The sequence below is a fragment of the Actinomadura miaoliensis genome, from assembly GCF_039536785.1.
Lineage (GTDB): Bacteria > Actinomycetota > Actinomycetes > Streptosporangiales > Streptosporangiaceae > Spirillospora > Spirillospora miaoliensis.
This window is the reverse complement of the sequence record NZ_BAAAZG010000051.1, coordinates 1-14,490: the sequence shown is the minus strand read 5'-3', so window position 1 is coordinate 14,490 and position 14,490 is coordinate 1. Positions and strand designations below refer to the sequence as shown.

General features: G+C 70.9%; 17 protein-coding genes. 5 read left to right on the top strand and 12 right to left on the bottom strand.

The genetic code is table 11. The features are described from left to right. Positions 1-205: 205 nt before the first annotated feature. From ABD811_RS32030 to ctaC, 3 genes are read right to left on the bottom strand one after another with little or no spacing between them, the layout of a single operon-like run. Positions 206-616 carry a cytochrome c oxidase subunit 4 gene (locus ABD811_RS32030; protein ID WP_344955255.1) on the bottom strand — a complete coding sequence of 137 codons (411 nt, stop codon included), beginning with the start codon at positions 614-616 and terminating at the stop codon, positions 206-208. A 6-nt stretch (positions 617-622) separates the two neighbouring features. Next, entirely contained in the window at positions 623-2,287 is a 1,665-nt protein-coding gene (gene ctaD / locus ABD811_RS32025) for an aa3-type cytochrome oxidase subunit I (protein ID WP_344955253.1), read from the bottom strand. After that, complete coding sequence (gene ctaC, locus ABD811_RS32020; RefSeq protein ID WP_344955251.1) at positions 2,284-3,069, bottom strand: aa3-type cytochrome oxidase subunit II; 786 nt, start codon at positions 3,067-3,069, stop codon at positions 2,284-2,286. Before ctaC ends, ctaD begins: the two co-directional genes overlap by 4 nt. Positions 3,070-3,276: 207 nt before the next feature. Here ctaC and ABD811_RS32015 point away from each other — a divergent pair, with 207 nt between their 5' ends. Together ABD811_RS32015 and ABD811_RS32010 are read left to right on the top strand one after the other, a co-directional pair. Then, positions 3,277-4,443 (top strand): cysteine desulfurase family protein, encoded by a 1,167-nt coding sequence (locus tag ABD811_RS32015; protein WP_344955551.1) that lies wholly within the window; start codon positions 3,277-3,279, stop codon positions 4,441-4,443. A gap of 160 nt (positions 4,444-4,603) precedes the next feature. Continuing rightward, complete coding sequence (locus ABD811_RS32010; RefSeq protein WP_425549485.1) at positions 4,604-4,822, top strand: sulfurtransferase TusA family protein; 219 nt, start codon at positions 4,604-4,606, stop codon at positions 4,820-4,822. A 161-nt stretch (positions 4,823-4,983) separates the two neighbouring features. Here the strand turns inward: ABD811_RS32010 and ABD811_RS32005 are convergent, their stop codons facing one another. Together ABD811_RS32005 and ABD811_RS32000 are read right to left on the bottom strand one after the other, a co-directional pair. Then, positions 4,984-5,970, bottom strand: coding sequence for a carbohydrate kinase family protein (locus ABD811_RS32005; RefSeq protein ID WP_344955247.1), 987 nt, complete (start codon positions 5,968-5,970; stop codon positions 4,984-4,986). Positions 5,971-6,208: 238 nt separating this feature from the next. Continuing rightward, positions 6,209-6,571, bottom strand: coding sequence for a HesB/IscA family protein (locus ABD811_RS32000; RefSeq protein WP_344955246.1), 363 nt, complete (start codon positions 6,569-6,571; stop codon positions 6,209-6,211). A 273-nt stretch (positions 6,572-6,844) separates the two neighbouring features. Here ABD811_RS32000 and nadA point away from each other — a divergent pair, with 273 nt between their 5' ends. Beyond that, on the top strand, positions 6,845-7,999 hold the full coding sequence (nadA, locus tag ABD811_RS31995) for a quinolinate synthase NadA (protein ID WP_344955244.1): 1,155 nt from the start codon (positions 6,845-6,847) through the stop codon (positions 7,997-7,999). A gap of 57 nt (positions 8,000-8,056) precedes the next feature. Here the strand turns inward: nadA and ABD811_RS31990 are convergent, their stop codons facing one another. From ABD811_RS31990 to ABD811_RS31970, 5 genes are all read right to left on the bottom strand, one after another. Continuing rightward, positions 8,057-8,827, bottom strand: a complete 771-nt coding sequence (locus ABD811_RS31990; protein WP_344955242.1) for a maleylpyruvate isomerase family mycothiol-dependent enzyme — start codon at positions 8,825-8,827, stop codon at positions 8,057-8,059. 69 nt (positions 8,828-8,896) lie between these two features. Beyond that, positions 8,897-9,466: a PspA-associated protein PspAB gene (gene pspAB / locus ABD811_RS31985; RefSeq protein WP_344955240.1), complete on the bottom strand. Its 570-nt coding sequence runs from the start codon at positions 9,464-9,466 to the stop codon at positions 8,897-8,899. 2 nt (positions 9,467-9,468) lie between these two features. Further along, complete coding sequence (gene htpX / locus ABD811_RS31980) at positions 9,469-10,386, bottom strand: zinc metalloprotease HtpX (RefSeq protein WP_344955238.1); 918 nt, start codon at positions 10,384-10,386, stop codon at positions 9,469-9,471. Positions 10,387-10,561: 175 nt separating this feature from the next. Then, positions 10,562-10,840 (bottom strand): PspA-associated protein PspAA, encoded by a 279-nt coding sequence (gene pspAA / locus ABD811_RS31975; RefSeq protein ID WP_344955236.1) that lies wholly within the window; start codon positions 10,838-10,840, stop codon positions 10,562-10,564. Then, the gene (locus ABD811_RS31970; protein ID WP_344955234.1) at positions 10,837-11,661 is read right to left on the bottom strand and encodes a PspA/IM30 family protein; all 825 of its coding nucleotides are present in this window, start codon (positions 11,659-11,661) and stop codon (positions 10,837-10,839) included. Before ABD811_RS31970 ends, pspAA begins: the two co-directional genes overlap by 4 nt. Before the next feature lie 133 nt (positions 11,662-11,794). On the opposite strand from ABD811_RS31970, the gene ABD811_RS31965 reads away from it, so the two are divergent. After that, positions 11,795-12,367, top strand: coding sequence for a DUF3043 domain-containing protein (locus ABD811_RS31965; RefSeq protein WP_344955232.1), 573 nt, complete (start codon positions 11,795-11,797; stop codon positions 12,365-12,367). Between the two features lie 112 nt (positions 12,368-12,479). Continuing rightward, complete coding sequence (locus ABD811_RS31960) at positions 12,480-13,481, top strand: aldo/keto reductase family protein (protein ID WP_344955230.1); 1,002 nt, start codon at positions 12,480-12,482, stop codon at positions 13,479-13,481. A 52-nt stretch (positions 13,482-13,533) separates the two neighbouring features. On the opposite strand, the gene ABD811_RS31955 is transcribed toward ABD811_RS31960, so the two are convergent. Beyond that, positions 13,534-13,734 carry a hypothetical protein gene (locus ABD811_RS31955; protein ID WP_344955228.1) on the bottom strand — a complete coding sequence of 67 codons (201 nt, stop codon included), beginning with the start codon at positions 13,732-13,734 and terminating at the stop codon, positions 13,534-13,536. A gap of 41 nt (positions 13,735-13,775) precedes the next feature. Next, a partial coding sequence (locus tag ABD811_RS31950; protein ID WP_344955226.1) for a DsbA family protein occupies positions 13,776-14,490 on the bottom strand: 715 nt, incomplete at its 5' end.

The following is a 14,490-nucleotide window of genomic DNA, read 5'->3' as shown; positions in this document are numbered from 1 at the left end:
TGACCCCCCGATCGCATGTCACCGTCGGCAAACATTCCTCACGAAACGTGCACGACGATCATTATGCGGAGGGCCGGGACCCATCCGGTAGACGGGTCCCGGCCCTCGACGGCTTTCTTTGCCGACCGCTGGGGCGATCAGCACGCCGCCCTTGCGGGGGACGGAACGGGAGTTGACGCCCGTCCCCCGGCGGGTGCGGCGGGGATCAGTGCGAGAAGTGGCCCCGGTAGTACTCGAACACCAGGCCGATCGTGCTGAGCAGCGTCGCGGCCACCCCGAGGATCACCAGCCACCAGCCGAACACGAAGCCCAGCGCGACCGCCGCGGCCGACAGCGCCAGGAACAGCGGCCACCAGCTGTGCGGGCTGAAGAAGCCCAGCTCGCCCGCGGCGTCGGCGATCTCGCCCTCCGGGTCGTCCTCGTACAGCGGACCGCCGTTGGCCTTCTCCAGCCGCCGGACCGTGAAGTGGATGTAGAACCCGATCAGGCCCGCCAGGCCGATGGACAGGGCCAGCGCCGTGGTGCCGGTCCAGTCCTTGGACCACAGCCAGTAGACGACGTCGGAGGCGAGGAAGAAGACCGCGCATCCGTAGAACATGAACGCCTGTACGCGCATCGCCGGTTATCCCTTCGTCCCGGTGAGCTCGCCCTTGGCGCCGACGTGCGGGTGGTGCAGGTCGAACGCGGGCCGCTCGGAACGGATCCGGGGAATCGAGTTGAAGTTGTGCCGCGGCGGCGGGCACGACGTCGCCCACTCCAGCGAGTTGCCGTAGCCCCACGGGTCGTCCACATCGACCCGCTTGCCCTTCTTCCAGGTGATGTACACGTTGTAGAAGAACGGCAGCAGCGACAGGCCGAGCACCAGCGAGAAGGCGCTGGACACCATGTTCAGCCCGGTGAACTCCTCGGCGTAGTCGGAGTACCGGCGCGGCATGCCCGCGGCGCCCAGCCAGTGCTGCACCAGGAAGGTGCCGTGGAAGCCGATGAACAGCAGCCAGAAGTGCACCTTGCCGAGCCGGTCGTTCAGCATCTTGCCGGTCCACTTCGGCCACCAGAAGTAGAACCCGGCGAACATCGCGAACACCACGGTGCCGAACACCACGTAGTGGAAGTGCGCCACCACGAAGTAGGAGTCGCTGAGCTGGAAGTCCATCGGCGGCGAGGCGAGGATGACGCCGGTCAGCCCGCCGAACAGGAACGTCACCAGGAAGCCCAGCGACCACAGCATCGGCGACTCGAACGTGAGCTGCCCCCGCCATATGGTGCCGACCCAGTTGAAGAACTTCACCCCGGTGGGCACCGCGATCAGGAACGTCATGAACGAGAAGAACGGCAGCAGCACCTGGCCGGTGACGTACATGTGGTGCGCCCACACCGTGATCGACAGGCCGGCGATGCCGATGGTCGCGAACACCAGGCCGATGTAGCCGAAGACGGGCTTGCGGCTGAACACCGGCAGAATCTCGGTCACGATGCCGAAGAACGGCAACGCGATGATGTAGACCTCCGGGTGCCCGAAGAACCAGAACAGGTGCTGCCACAGCAGCGCCCCGCCGTGCGAGGCGTCGAAGATGTGCGCGCCGAACTTGCGGTCGGCCTCCAGCGCCAGCAGCGCCGCGGCCAGGACCGGGAACGCCAGCAGCACCAGGATCGAGGTGAGCAGCACGTTCCAGGTGAAGATCGGCATGCGGAACATCGTCATGCCGGGGGCGCGCATGCACAGGATCGTGGTGATGAAGTTGACCGCGCCCATGATGGTGCCGAAGCCCGACATGGCCAGGCCCATCACCCACATGTCACCGCCGATGCCCGGCGAGCGCACCGCGTCCGACAGCGGCGCGTAGGCGAACCACCCGAAGCTGGCCGCGCCGCCCGGGGTGAGGAACCCGGCCAGCACGATGAGGCTGCCGAACAGGAACAGCCAGTACGCCAGCATGTTCATGCGCGGGAACGCCACGTCCGGCGAGCCGATCTGCAGCGGCATGATGACGTTGGCGAACCCGGCGAACAGCGGGGTGGCGAACATCAGCAGCATGACCGTGCCGTGCATGGTGAACAGCTGGTTGAACTGCTCGTTGCTGACCACCTGCAGACCCGGCTTGAACAGCTCGGCCCGCATCACCAGGGCCATCACGCCGCCGATGAGGAACATGGCGAACGAGGTGATCAGGTACAGGTAGCCGATCACCTTGTGGTCGGTGCTGGACAGCCAGGACGCGATGATGCGTCCCTTGCTCGTGCGCGCCGCGGCGATCTGCGCGCGCGGTGCGTCGCTGACGGTGGTCACTGCTTGGCTCCCTGCGCCGCCTTGGCCTTGGCCTGGGCGATGAACTGGTCGTACTGCTGGGGCGTGACGACCCGCATCTGGAACAGCATGCGGCTGTGGTCGACGCCGCACAGCTCGGCGCACCGGCCCTCGTAGGTGCCGGTCTTGGTGGCGGTGAACTCGAACTCGTTGGTGTAGCCCGGCATGACGTCCTTCTTGTAGAGGAGCGCCGGGACCCAGAACGAGTGGATCACGTCGTTGGAGTGCAGCCGGATGCGCACACGCTCACCCGACGGGACGGTCAGCACCGGCTTGGCCCCGGACGGGGCGTCGGGGGCGACCGGCACGCCGACCACGGAGGCGACGGTCCGCTCGCGGCCGGAGGCGTCCTTCTCCTTGTAGTCGAACTGCCAGCTCCACTGGAAGCCGATGACGTCGACCGTGACCGCCGGCGGGGTCTTGTTGTCGATCTTCTCGACGTAGTCCTGGTCGCGGGCGGTGAAGTAGAACAGCACGCCGATGATGACGAACGGGACCGCCGTGTAGAGGATCTCGATCGGCAGGTTGTAGCGCACCTGCGGCGGCAGGTCGTCGGAGCGCTTGCGGTGGAACAGCACCGCCCAGATGATCAGGCCCCAGACGACGCCGCCGACGGCGAACGCCGCGATCCAGGAGCCCTGCCACAGCGTGAGCATGCGCTCGGCCTGCTCGCTGATCGGTTCGGGCATGCCCAGGCGCTTGGCCTCGCCACTGCATGCCGAGGCGGTCAACGCCAGCAGGCCCAGGGCCCCTGCGCTTTTCAACGCGCGGCGACCGCGCACAGGCGTACGCCGCTCCCTAGAGCGGGTCGGACTCACGGATTGCCTTCCCCACAGATGAAGCCCGGTCCTCCGGGCGGTCAGGTCAGTTGTCACACGTGCGATGGACAGATTAGCGCGAGGGTCGCACCAACCCCCGATCGGGTGCCCGGTTACGCTCCTGGAGTGGCCGAATCCGACGTGGGCACCGACGTGGGCACCTTCGAAACGGCCCCGCGCGACAGGGTCTATTTCGACGCCGCGTCCAGCGAGCCGCTGCACCCGGCGGCGCGCGAGGCGCTGCTGGGCGCGCTCGACTCGGGATGGGCGGATCCGGCGCGCCTGTACGGCGCGGCGCGCTCCTCGCGGATGCTGCTCGACCGGGCGCGCGCGCAGGTCGCGTCCGTGCTCGGCGTGCGCCCGGACGAGGTGTCGTTCACCGCGTCCGGCACGCAGGCGGTGCACCTGGCGGTTCTCGGCACGCTGCGGGCGCGCCGCCGCACCGGCCGCCACCTGGTGGTGAGCGCGGTGGAGCACTCCAGCGTCCTGCACGCGGCCGAGTCGCACGAACGCGACGGCGGCGAGGTCACCGTCGTGGGCGTGGACCGGCACGGCCGCGTCGACCCGGAGGAGTTCGCCGCGGCGCTGCGCCCGGACACCGCCCTGGCCTGCCTGCAATCGGCCAACCACGAGGTCGGCACGGTGCAGCCGGTCGCCGAGGCCGCCGAGGCGTGCCGCGCCGCCGGGGTGCCGCTGTTCGTGGACGCGGCGCAATCGGCCGGCCGCGTCGACGTGCCGGAGGGGTGGTCGCTGCTGGCCGCCGGCGCGCACAAGTGGGGCGGGCCGCCCGGCGTGGGCGTGCTCGTCGTCCGCAAGGGCACGCGGTGGCGTTCACCGCTGCCGGAGGACGAGCGCGAGCGGCGGCGCGTGCCCGGGTTCGAGAACGTGCCGGGCGCGGTGGCGGCGGCGGCCGCGCTGGCGGCGCTGCGCGCCGAGATGACCGCCGAGGCGCCCCGTCTTTCCGCGCTGATCGGCCGTATCCGGGACCGGGTGCCGCGTACGATCGAAGACGTACAGGTGGTGGGCGACCCGGAGCGGCGGCTGCCGCATCTGGTGACGTTCTCCTGCCTGTACGTGCCGGGCGAGGCGCTGCTGACCGAACTGGACCGCCTGGGTTTCGCGGTCTCGTCGGGAAGCTCGTGCACGGCCGATACGCTGCGTCCCAGCCATGTCCTGGAGGCGATGGGAGTGATCACCCATGGCAACGTGCGGGTGTCGCTGCCCCGCGACGCGCGCGCGGCCGACGTCGACCGGTTCCTACATGTGCTGCCCGACGCGGTCGCCCGGCTGCGCCGGGCCGCCGGAGCAAGCGTGGAGTGACGCCCATGACCCCGCACCCGCCCCCTTCGCCCCCTTCGCCCGCGACCACGACAGTGAGGCGGACGCTCCCATGAGGTTCCTGGGCCGTTCCCGCCGCGCCGCCGAGCGCGCTCCGCAGCCCCCCGCCGCGCCGGCCGCCCCCGCCGGGCCCCCGCCCGCGCTGGTCATCGACGCGCTGGGCCGCAAGTGCCCCATCCCGATCATCATGCTGGCCGAGCGGATCCGCGAGGTCCCGGTCGGCGAGATCATCGCGGTGCTCGCCGACGACGTGGCCGCCCGCACCGACGTGCCCGCCTGGTGCCGCATGAAGTCGCAGGAGTTCGTCCGCGAGGAGACCCTCCAGCGCGGCTGGGCCTTCCACATCCGCCGCTCGTACTGATCAACCGCGCTCGCGCGGCCCCACCCATGGCCGCGCTCGCGCGGCCCCACCTATGACCGCGCTCGCGCGGCGGCGAGCGGGCTCTTTCTCGCGACGCCTTCCGTAGATGCGAAACAGCGGCCCTTCCGTGAGGGAGGGCCGCTGTTCGTCGGTGCGGCGTCTTACGGGTTCGGGCAGCTGAGGTGGGGGCGGACGTCGTCGGCGGCGGGGTCGCCGTAGGTCTGGGCCAGGCGGTCCAGGAAGGCGGAGGTCGACAGGGAGTACTCCTGCGGGCCCGCGGCCTCGAGGACGTAGGCGGCGATGACGTTGCCGACCTGGGCCGCGCGTTCCAGCGGCAGGCCCCAGGCGGTGGCCGTGAGGAATCCGGCGCGGAAGGCGTCGCCCACGCCGGTGGGGTCGACGACCTTGGCGACGGGGGTGGCGGGCACGTGCAGGCCCTCCTCGCCCTTGCGGTCGATGACCGCGCCCTTGGGGCCGAGGGTGGTCACCCGGATCGCGACCCGGTCCAGGAACTCCTGCTCCGACCAGCCGGTCTTCTCCTCGGCCAGGGCCTTCTCGTACTCGTTGCTGAACAGGTACGCGGCGCCGTCGATGAGCCTGCGCACGTCCGCGCCGTCCATGCGGGCCAGCTGCTGGGACGGGTCGGCGGCGAACGGGATGCCGCGGGCGCGGCACTCGTCGGTGTGCCGCAGCATCGCCTCGGGGTCGTTCGGGCTGACCACCACCAGGTCCAGGCCGCCGACCCGGTCGGCGACCGGCCGCAGCTCGATGGAGCGCGCCTCGCTCATCGCGCCGGCGTAGAAGGTGGCGATCTGGTTCTGGTCCTGGTCGGTGGTGCACAGGAAGCGGGCGGTGTGGTGCAGCTCGGATATGTGCACCGAGGCGGTGTCCACACCGTGCCGGTCGAGCCAGGACCGGTAGTCGGCGAAGTCGTCGCCGACCGAGCCCACCAGGATCGACTCCTTGCCCAGGCTGCCCATGCCGAAGCAGATGTTGGCGGCGATGCCGCCCCGCCTGATCTCCAGCTCGTCCACCAGGAACGACAGCGACACCCGATCGAGCTGATCGGGTAGCAGCTGGTCGGTGAAGCGCCCGGGGAAGGTCATCAGATGGTCGGTCGCGATGGAGCCTGTCACGGCGATGCGCACGGCGTCGCTCTCCTCGTGGTGTCGTCCGGCTGTGTGTCCGGCTGTCGTCAACCCCATGGGGGATCGCGGGACGGTCAAGACTACTGCCCATGGCATCACGAGATCGGCTCGCGCCACAGTCCCGGGACGCGGACGCCGCACGGCCGAAGACGCGAGGGCCCGGACGACGTGGCCGTCCGGGCCCTCGGGAGAGCGTGCGCGAACCGCGGCCGCGCTCCGTGCGGCCGGAGGGCGGCTCCTAGTTGAAGGAGTCGCCGCAGGCGCAGGAGCCCGACGCGTTCGGGTTGTCGATCGTGAACCCCTGCTTCTCGATCGTGTCGACGAAGTCGATGGTGGCGCCGGTCAGGTACGGGGCGCTCATCCGGTCGACCCGCACCGCCAGACCGTTGAAGTCCTGGACCAGGTCGCCGTCCATCTGCCGCTCGTCGAAGAACAGCTGGTAGATCAGGCCCGAGCAGCCGCCCGGCTGCACGGCGACACGCAGCGCCAGGTCGTCACGGCCCTCCTGCTCGAGCAGGCTCTTGGCCTTCTCGGCGGCGGAGTCGGTGAGGATGACGCCCTGCTGCGTGGTCTCCTGCGTGGTCTCGCCTGAAACCGTCATGTGTGTGGCTCCCGGGTGTCGCTTCGCCGCGCCCGCGGCGCTGTCTCGCATGTCCTCGAGACGGGTCGCGTCAGTCTTCCGCGCCTCGATGTTCCTAGGACAACGTACCTCGGCCCGTAGTCATTCCGCCTGACGCCGGTGTGACACATGTCCGGCCGGCGGTTCCGGCTGCGGTCTGCGTCACACCCCGCCCCGCCCGGTTCTACTGCCCGATATCTGTGCGATTATTAGTCGTCAAAGCGACGATAAGCCCGTCGCAGGAGGGAGAGCGTCGTGACCACCCCCGTGCGTGATCTTCCGCTGCTGCTGCTGGGCCGGGGCGCGGACCCGGACAGCGAGCGCGGTGTCGACTGCCCCGGCGACCTGCCCCCCGCCTCCGATCCGGCCCTGGTGGAGCGGGCCCGGGCCGCCAAGGCGGCGCTCGGCGACCGGGTGTTCGTCCTGGGCCACCACTACCAGCGCGACGAGGTGATCCAGTTCGCCGACGTCACCGGCGACTCGTTCAAGCTGGCCCGGGAGGCGGCGGCCCGTCCGCAGGCGCCGTACGTGGTGTTCTGCGGCGTGCACTTCATGGCCGAGTCCGCCGACATCCTGACCGCCGACCACCAGCGGGTGGTGCTGCCGGACCTGGCCGCGGGCTGTTCGATGGCGGACATGGCCACGTTCGACCAGGTGGAGGAGTGCTGGGAGGTGCTGGAGGACGCCGGCGTGGCCGACGACGTCGTGCCGGTGACCTACATGAACTCCTCGGCCGACATCAAGGCGTTCGTGGGCCGCCACGGGGGCACGGTCTGCACCTCCTCCAACGCCAGGCGCGCGCTGGAATGGGCGTTCTCCAAGGGGTCGAAGGTGCTGTTCCTGCCCGACCAGCACCTGGGCCGCAACACCGCCGTGCTGGAGATGGGCCTGTCGCTGGACGACTGCGTCGTCTACAACCCGCACCGCCCGGACGGGGGGCTGACCCAGGGGCAGCTGCGCGACGCCAAGATGCTGCTGTGGCGCGGCCACTGCTCGGTGCACGGCCGGTTCAGCAAGGAGTCGGTGGACGAGGTGCGGGCCCGGGTTCCGGGCGTGAACGTGCTCGTGCACCCCGAGTGCCGGCACGAGGTCGTCCTCGGCGCCGACCTGATCGGGTCCACCGAGTACATCATCAAGACCATCGAGTCGGCCCCGTCCGGGTCGGCGTGGGCGGTCGGCACGGAGCTGAACCTGGTGCGGCGGCTGGCCGACGCGCACCCGGACAAGAACGTGATGTTCCTGGACCGCACGGTGTGCTTCTGCTCGACGATGAACCGCATCGACCTGCCGCACCTGGTGTGGGCGCTGGAGTCGCTGGCGCGGGACGAGGTCGTCAACCCCATCGAGGTCGACCCGGAGACCGCGCACTACGCCCGCGTCGCCCTCGACCAGATGCTGGCGCTGCCGTAACGCCGTTCGCGGGGGCGGGCCGGGCGGTCGCTGCGCTCCGGCCCGCGCCCGCCCCTCTCAGACCGCCGAGTTCTCCGTCCAGAGGGTCAGCAGGGCCTCGTCGCCGCGCGCCTTGATCCCCGGATCGTCGAGGCGGCGCCGGCCCCACAGGAACAAGTAGAGGTCGCCGGCGGCGCCGGAGATCTCCGCGTCGGCCCGGACGTCGTCGCCGCGGTCCGTACGGGTCCAGGCGAACCGGTCGGGCAGCAGGCGCAGCAGCATGCGGGTGCCGGTGTCGGACGCGGTGAAGGCGATCACCGTCCCGTCGCCGCGCAGATTGTCGATCTTGGGGGAGAACGCGGCGGCGCTGCGCAGGTTCGCGGCGAACTCGGTGATGCCGTCGTCGGCGACGTCCGCCGGGACGTCCGTCCCGGCGCCGAGGGCCAAGTCGGCGTCGCAGCGGTGCACGGCGGTCTCGTGCAGCATCCTCCTGCCCCAGAAGCGCACGTGCTGGTCGGCGCCCCACGCCCACATCGCCTCGTCCGGGTCGGCGGCGCGCAGCGTGCGCAGCAGCGCGGCGGCGCCCTCCTCGAACCAGGGCCGCAGCTCGGCGGGATCGTCGGGGATCACGACGCCGAGCTCGCGGGCGCCCACCCGCCGCTGGACCCGGCGTTCTACCATGCCGCCCGCCCAGCGGTGCACGCGCCCCAGGTGGCGGACGAGGTCGGCCAGCGACCAGCCGGGACAGGTCGGCACCGGAGTGTCGAGGTCGGCGTCCCGCACACGGGCGGCGAACGACTCCATCTCGTTCTGTGCGGCGTCGCAGTAGCGGATGTGGTCCCAGCGCACGGTGTCGCCCCTTCCGCCCCGGGGGTCGCGGTCACAAGCCGGAGGCGACCCGATGATAAGCCGGGCGGGTCACAGACCCGGGGCGCCCCAGAGTGGGAACCAGCGGCCCAGGTCCTGCTCGACGGGCAGGTCGGCGCCGACGGCCCCGCGCACCTGCAGTTCCAGGGCGTTGTCGCGCTTCTCGCCGGGCAGCGGGGCGAACGGGTAGAACGTGCCGCGCTTGTAGAGGTAGATCAGCGCCAGGCTCCGCCCGTCCGGGCTCCGGAACCCGGCCAGGGAGCACAGCAGGTGCGGCCCGAAGCCGTTGGCCTCCAGGGTGGAGTTGACCGCGTGCAGGTCGGTGACCAGCGCCGGCAGCTCGTCGGGGGCGTGCCGGGCCAGCATCCAGGTGTAGCCGTAGGTGTCGGTGCTCACCTCCACCCGGGGGCCCGCGTCGGCGTCGAGAAGCTCCCGCAGGTCGCTCTGCAGCCGCGCGAACGCCCCGCCCTCGGCGGCGCGGAAGCACACCGAGCCCAGCCCGGTGGGGGTGAAGCCGGCCGCCGCCTCCAGCGTGACCGCCGCGTTCGGCAGCGCGAACAGCCGGTCCAGGTCGGGCTTGACCGGCTTGGACCGGCCGAGCAGGGCGTCCAGGAACCCCATCGTCACACCCCCCTGCCGAGCTGGTCGGAGATCCGCTGCAGCTGCGCCAGCCGCCGCTCCAGCGGCGGGTGGGTGGAGAACAGCGAGGAGATGCTGAACCCCTTGGCGAAGGCGGGGGCGAAGAAGAACGCGTTGAACGGCTCGGCCGCCCGCAGGTCGCGGCTGGGGATGCGGGCCAGCTCGCCCGACACCTTGGTCAGCGCGCTGGCCAGCGCGGACGGCCGGCCGGTCAGCAGCGCCGCCGCCCGGTCGGCCGACAGCTCCCGGTAGCGCGACAGCGCCCGGGTGAGCAGGAAGCTGATCGCGTACGCCACGGCGCTGACCAGCACCACCATCAGCAGGACCAGGCCGGTGTTCTGGTCGCCGTCGCGGCGGCCGAACCCGCCCCACAGCCCCCACTCCAGCCCGAAGCGGGTGATCAGCCCGGCGCACACGCCCAGGAACGAGGCGATGGTCATGACCGCCACGTCCCGGTGCGCGATGTGCGACATCTCGTGCGCCAGCACGCCCTCCAGCTCCACGGGGTCCAGGCGGCGCAGCAGGCCGGTGGTCACGCACACCACGGCCTTCTTCTGGTTGCGGCCGGTGGCGAACGCGTTCGGCACGTCGGTGTCGGCGACGGCGACGCGCGGCTTGGGCGCGTCGGACATGGCGCAGATGCGGTCGATGACGCCGTGCAGTTCCGGCGCCTCCTGCGGGGAGACCACCCGGCCGTGCATGGCGAACATCGTCAGCCGGTCGGAGAAGAAGTACTGGGCCAGCAGGAACACGACCGCGACCACCAGCGCGACCAGTCCCCAGCTGGGCGCGATCGCGAAGAACGCCGTCACGAACGCGACGTACACCAGGCCGAGCAGGAACATCGTCACGACCATGCGTGACGTCAACCCCCGGTCGGTCGCGTAGCGGGTGCGCGCCATACGGGCCCCCTCCCGTCGTCAGCTCCCGTCGTCACGAGTGTCCCGGGCTCGCCGGAACCCCATCGTGGGAAACGTTCGACGCGGCGCATTCGTGCCCTGAGCAGGTGTGACGCCCGTCCCTCCCCGGGCCGGCGGCCCGTGGAGGACCGCGGGAGGGGCGGGCCCCGGCGCTGGGTCAGCCGGGGATGAGGCCCTCGTCGCCGAGCATGGCGCGCACCTCGTCGATGGTCGCGTCGACCGGCGGCAGCACCAGCTCCGAGGGCTCCAGGCTGTCGGCGGGCAGCGCCGTGCCGACCTTGCGGACGTTGTCCAGCAGTGAGTGCAGGGCGGCGCGGAAGGTCTCCTCGTCACCCGAATCGATCGCCGACTCCAGGCGGCTGTCGAGGTCGTTGAGCGCGGGCAGGTCGTCGTCGGCGACGTCGAGCTGTCCCTCGCCCATGATGCGGACGATCACTGCCCACCCCCGGGCTGCTGCGGGTACTGCGCCTGCTGGGGGGTCTGCTGCTGGGCCTGCTGGGGGGCGTCCTGCTGCTGCGCGGCGGGCGTGGTGCCCTGGTTCAGCTGCTTGGGCGCCGAACCCTGCCCCAGCTCGGCCTTCATCCGCTCCAGCTCCAGATCCACGCCGCTGGTGGCGCCCATGCGGTCGAGCTCGGCCTGGATGTCGTCCTTGGGACCGGAGAAGTCCTCCAGCGCGCCGGAGGCCAGCAGCTCGTCGATCGCCCCCGCGCGGGCCTTCATGGTCTCGGTCTTCTCCTCGGCGCGCTGGATGGCCAGGCCGACGTCGCCCATCTCCTCGGAGATGCCGGAGAACGCCTCGTTGATCTTGGTCTGCGCCTCGGCCGCGGTGTAGGTCGCCTTGATCGTCTCCTTGCGGGTGCGGAAGGCGTCCACCTTGGCCTGCAGCCGCTGCGAGGCGAGCGTGAGCTTCTCCTCCTCGCCCTGCAGCTGCTCGTACTGCGCGCGCAGGTCGTTCAGCTGGGAGTCCAGCCCGGCCCGCCGCTCCAGCGCGGCCCTGGCCAGATCCTCCCGGCCCACCTGCAGCGCCTTGCGGCCCTGCTCGGTGAGCTTGTTGTGCTGCTGTTCCAGCTGGTTGATCTGCAGCTCCAGCCGCTTGCGCGAGGTCGCGACGTCGGCAACACCCCGACGGACCTTCTGCAGCATCTCCAGCTGGCGCTGGTAGGAATAGTCCAGGGTCTCGCGAGGATCCTCCATACGGTCCAAAGCCTTGTTCGCCTTGGACTTGAAGATCATCGACATTCGCTTCATCACGCTCATCGCGCGGCGCCGGTCCCTTCGTGTGCTGTGCTCAGTCACAAACTGTGCTCAATGACCACTGCTGGGGTTCTTATCACCCTACGCGTTAACGCGCGAGGCAGCCACGATGTTCGCAGCCGGTAGGCTGATCCTCGTGTTCCGACGTCGTACCCAGGAAGCCCCCGAGGATCCTCCGCAGGTAGTAGTCAAGCCCGGCGGCAAGGGGCGTCCCACTCCCAAGCGCCGTGACGCCGAGAAGCGGCGCCGCCAACCGCTCACCGCCCCGGCCAACCGCAAGGAGGCCTACCGGCGGATGCGCGAGAAGCAGGCCGCCGAGCGCGCCAAGGCGCGCGAGGGCATGGCCAAGGGCGACGAGCGTTACCTGCTCAAGCGGGACAAGGGGCCGGTGCGGCGGCTCGCGCGCGACTACGTCGACTCGCGGCGCACCGTCGGCTCGTACCTGATGTACGGCATGCTGGCCATCGTCATGCTCAGCCTGGTGCCGGTGGTGTGGGCCAGGCTGCTGGTCCTGTTCGCGCCGCCGCTGCTGCTGGCGCTGGTGCTCATCGAGGGGCTCTGGCTCAGCATGCGGATCAAGAAGCTGGCCGCCGAGCGGTTCCCCGAGGAGGACCGCCGGGGCGTGGGGCTGTACGCGGCGATGCGCGCCATGCAGATCCGCCGCCTGCGCATGCCCGCCCCCCAGGTCAAGGTCGGCGACAAGGTCTGACCGGGACGAGACGGCGTTCACCGGAACCACGGCATTCACCGGGACCACGGCGTCCGCCGGGACCTCCGTCCGCCCGGCGCCGGGCGTGATCATCGGGTTTAGGGTCGGAGACATGGAGTTCCGACACCTGGGCCGCAGCGGTCTCAAGATCAGCGAAATCAGCTACGGCAACTGGCTCACCCACGGCTCCCAGGTCGAGGAGGACGCGGCGCGCGCGTGCGTGCACGCCGCCCTCGACGAGGGGATCACCACCTTCGACACCGCGGACGTGTACGCGGGCACGCGCGCCGAGGAGGTCCTCGGCCGGGCGCTGAAGGGGCAGCGCCGCGAGGGCCTGGAGATCTTCACCAAGGTCTACTGGCCGACCGGCCCCGGGCAGAACGACCGCGGGCTGTCGCGCAAGCACATCTTCGAGTCGATCCACGGGTCGCTGCGCCGCCTGCAGACCGACTACGTCGACCTGTACCAGGCGCACCGGTTCGACCACTCCACGCCGCTGGAGGAGACCCTGCGCGCGTTCGACGACCTGGTGCGGCAGGGCAAGGTGCTGTACGTCGGCGTCTCGGAGTGGCGGGCCGACGAGATCGCCCGCGCGCTGAAGATCGCCGACGAGATGGGGTTCGACCGCATCGTGTCCAACCAGCCGCAGTACTCGATGCTGTGGCGGGTCATCGAGGGCGAGATCGTGCCCCTGTGCGAGAAGGAGGGCGTCGGGCAGATCGTCTGGTCGCCGATCGCGCAGGGCGTGCTGACCGGCAAGTACCTGCCGGGGCAGCCGCCGCCGCAGGGGTCGCGCGCCACCGACGACAAGGGCGGCGCCAACTTCGTCAAGCGGCTCATGACCGACGACGTGCTGTCGCGCGTGCAGGAGCTCAAGCCGGTCGCCGCCGACCTGGGCCTGACCATGGCGCAGCTGGCGGTGGCCTGGGTGCTGCAGAACCCGAACGTGTCGTCGGCGATCGTGGGCGCCTCGCGTCCCGAGCAGGTCCGCGACAACGTGAAGGCCGCCGGGGTGAAGCTGGACGCCGACGTGCTCAAGCGCATCGACGACGTGCTCGGCCCGGTGGTCGAGCGGGACCCGGCCAAGACGGTCAGCCCGCAGACCCGTCCCTGAACCGCGCGCCGTGGCGTCGCCCCCGGGGGGCGGCGCCACGGCCCCGGTGCCGCTAGTCGGGTTCGTGCAGGCTCATCGGGCCGTAGACGACCGACTCGCCTTCCAGGAGCGTGACCTGGTCGACGCCCTCCTCGCGCAGGCCGCGCCAGGTCTCCCCCAGCCACGTCTCCGCGTCCGCCTGCGTGGTGAACGTCTCCTCCGAGCGGCCCACCTCGAGGCCGTCGGCCTTCTCCAGCCGCCAGCTCCACGCCATGTGCTCGACCTCCCTCCGCCGTGAGGAGACTAGCCGTTCGATCAGCTCGCGGCCTCGATCGCGCGCCGCAGGGAGTCGGGAGTCTGGATGTCGGTGTTGTCGAGGACACGGCCGTCCACCCGCACCGACGGGGTGCCCTGGATGCCGTGGGAGGTGGTGTAGGTGCGGCTGGCGGCCAGCACGTCCTCCGAACGCGACTGCCCGGTCACGCAGCGGCGGAACGCGTCGTCGGTCAGCCCCACCGACGCGCCGTGCGACAGCAGCTCGGAGATCTCGTAGCCCCTGCTGCTCTCCTTGGCCGGCTGGTGGTTGTAGAGGGCGTCCTGGTACGACAGCCAGCGCGAGCCGTCGCTGACGCAGCGCAGCGCGGAGGCGGCGCGCAGCGAGTTGCCGTACATGGGCTCGACGCCCCGCGTGAAGACGACCATCGGCCGGAAGACGATCTTGGCCCGCCCCGCGACCGCCAGCTGCTTGAGCATGGGGTCGTTGCTGCGGTCGAACTTGCCGCAGGGAGGGCAGGCGAAGTCCTCGTAGATCTCCACGACGGGACGCTCCACACCCGGCCGGGCCATGGTCAGGCTGCCGTCCTCGCCGATCCTGGCCTCGGCGCCGCCCTCGATCTGCCCGACGCGCAACTCCTGCCGCCCGCCGTCGCCGCGGAGCGCGACGAACACCACGACGGCCACGACCAGCACGCCCACCAGTCCCCCGGCCACCAGGCCGATCACCAGGGCGGCCCCGCCGCGCCGCGGGCCG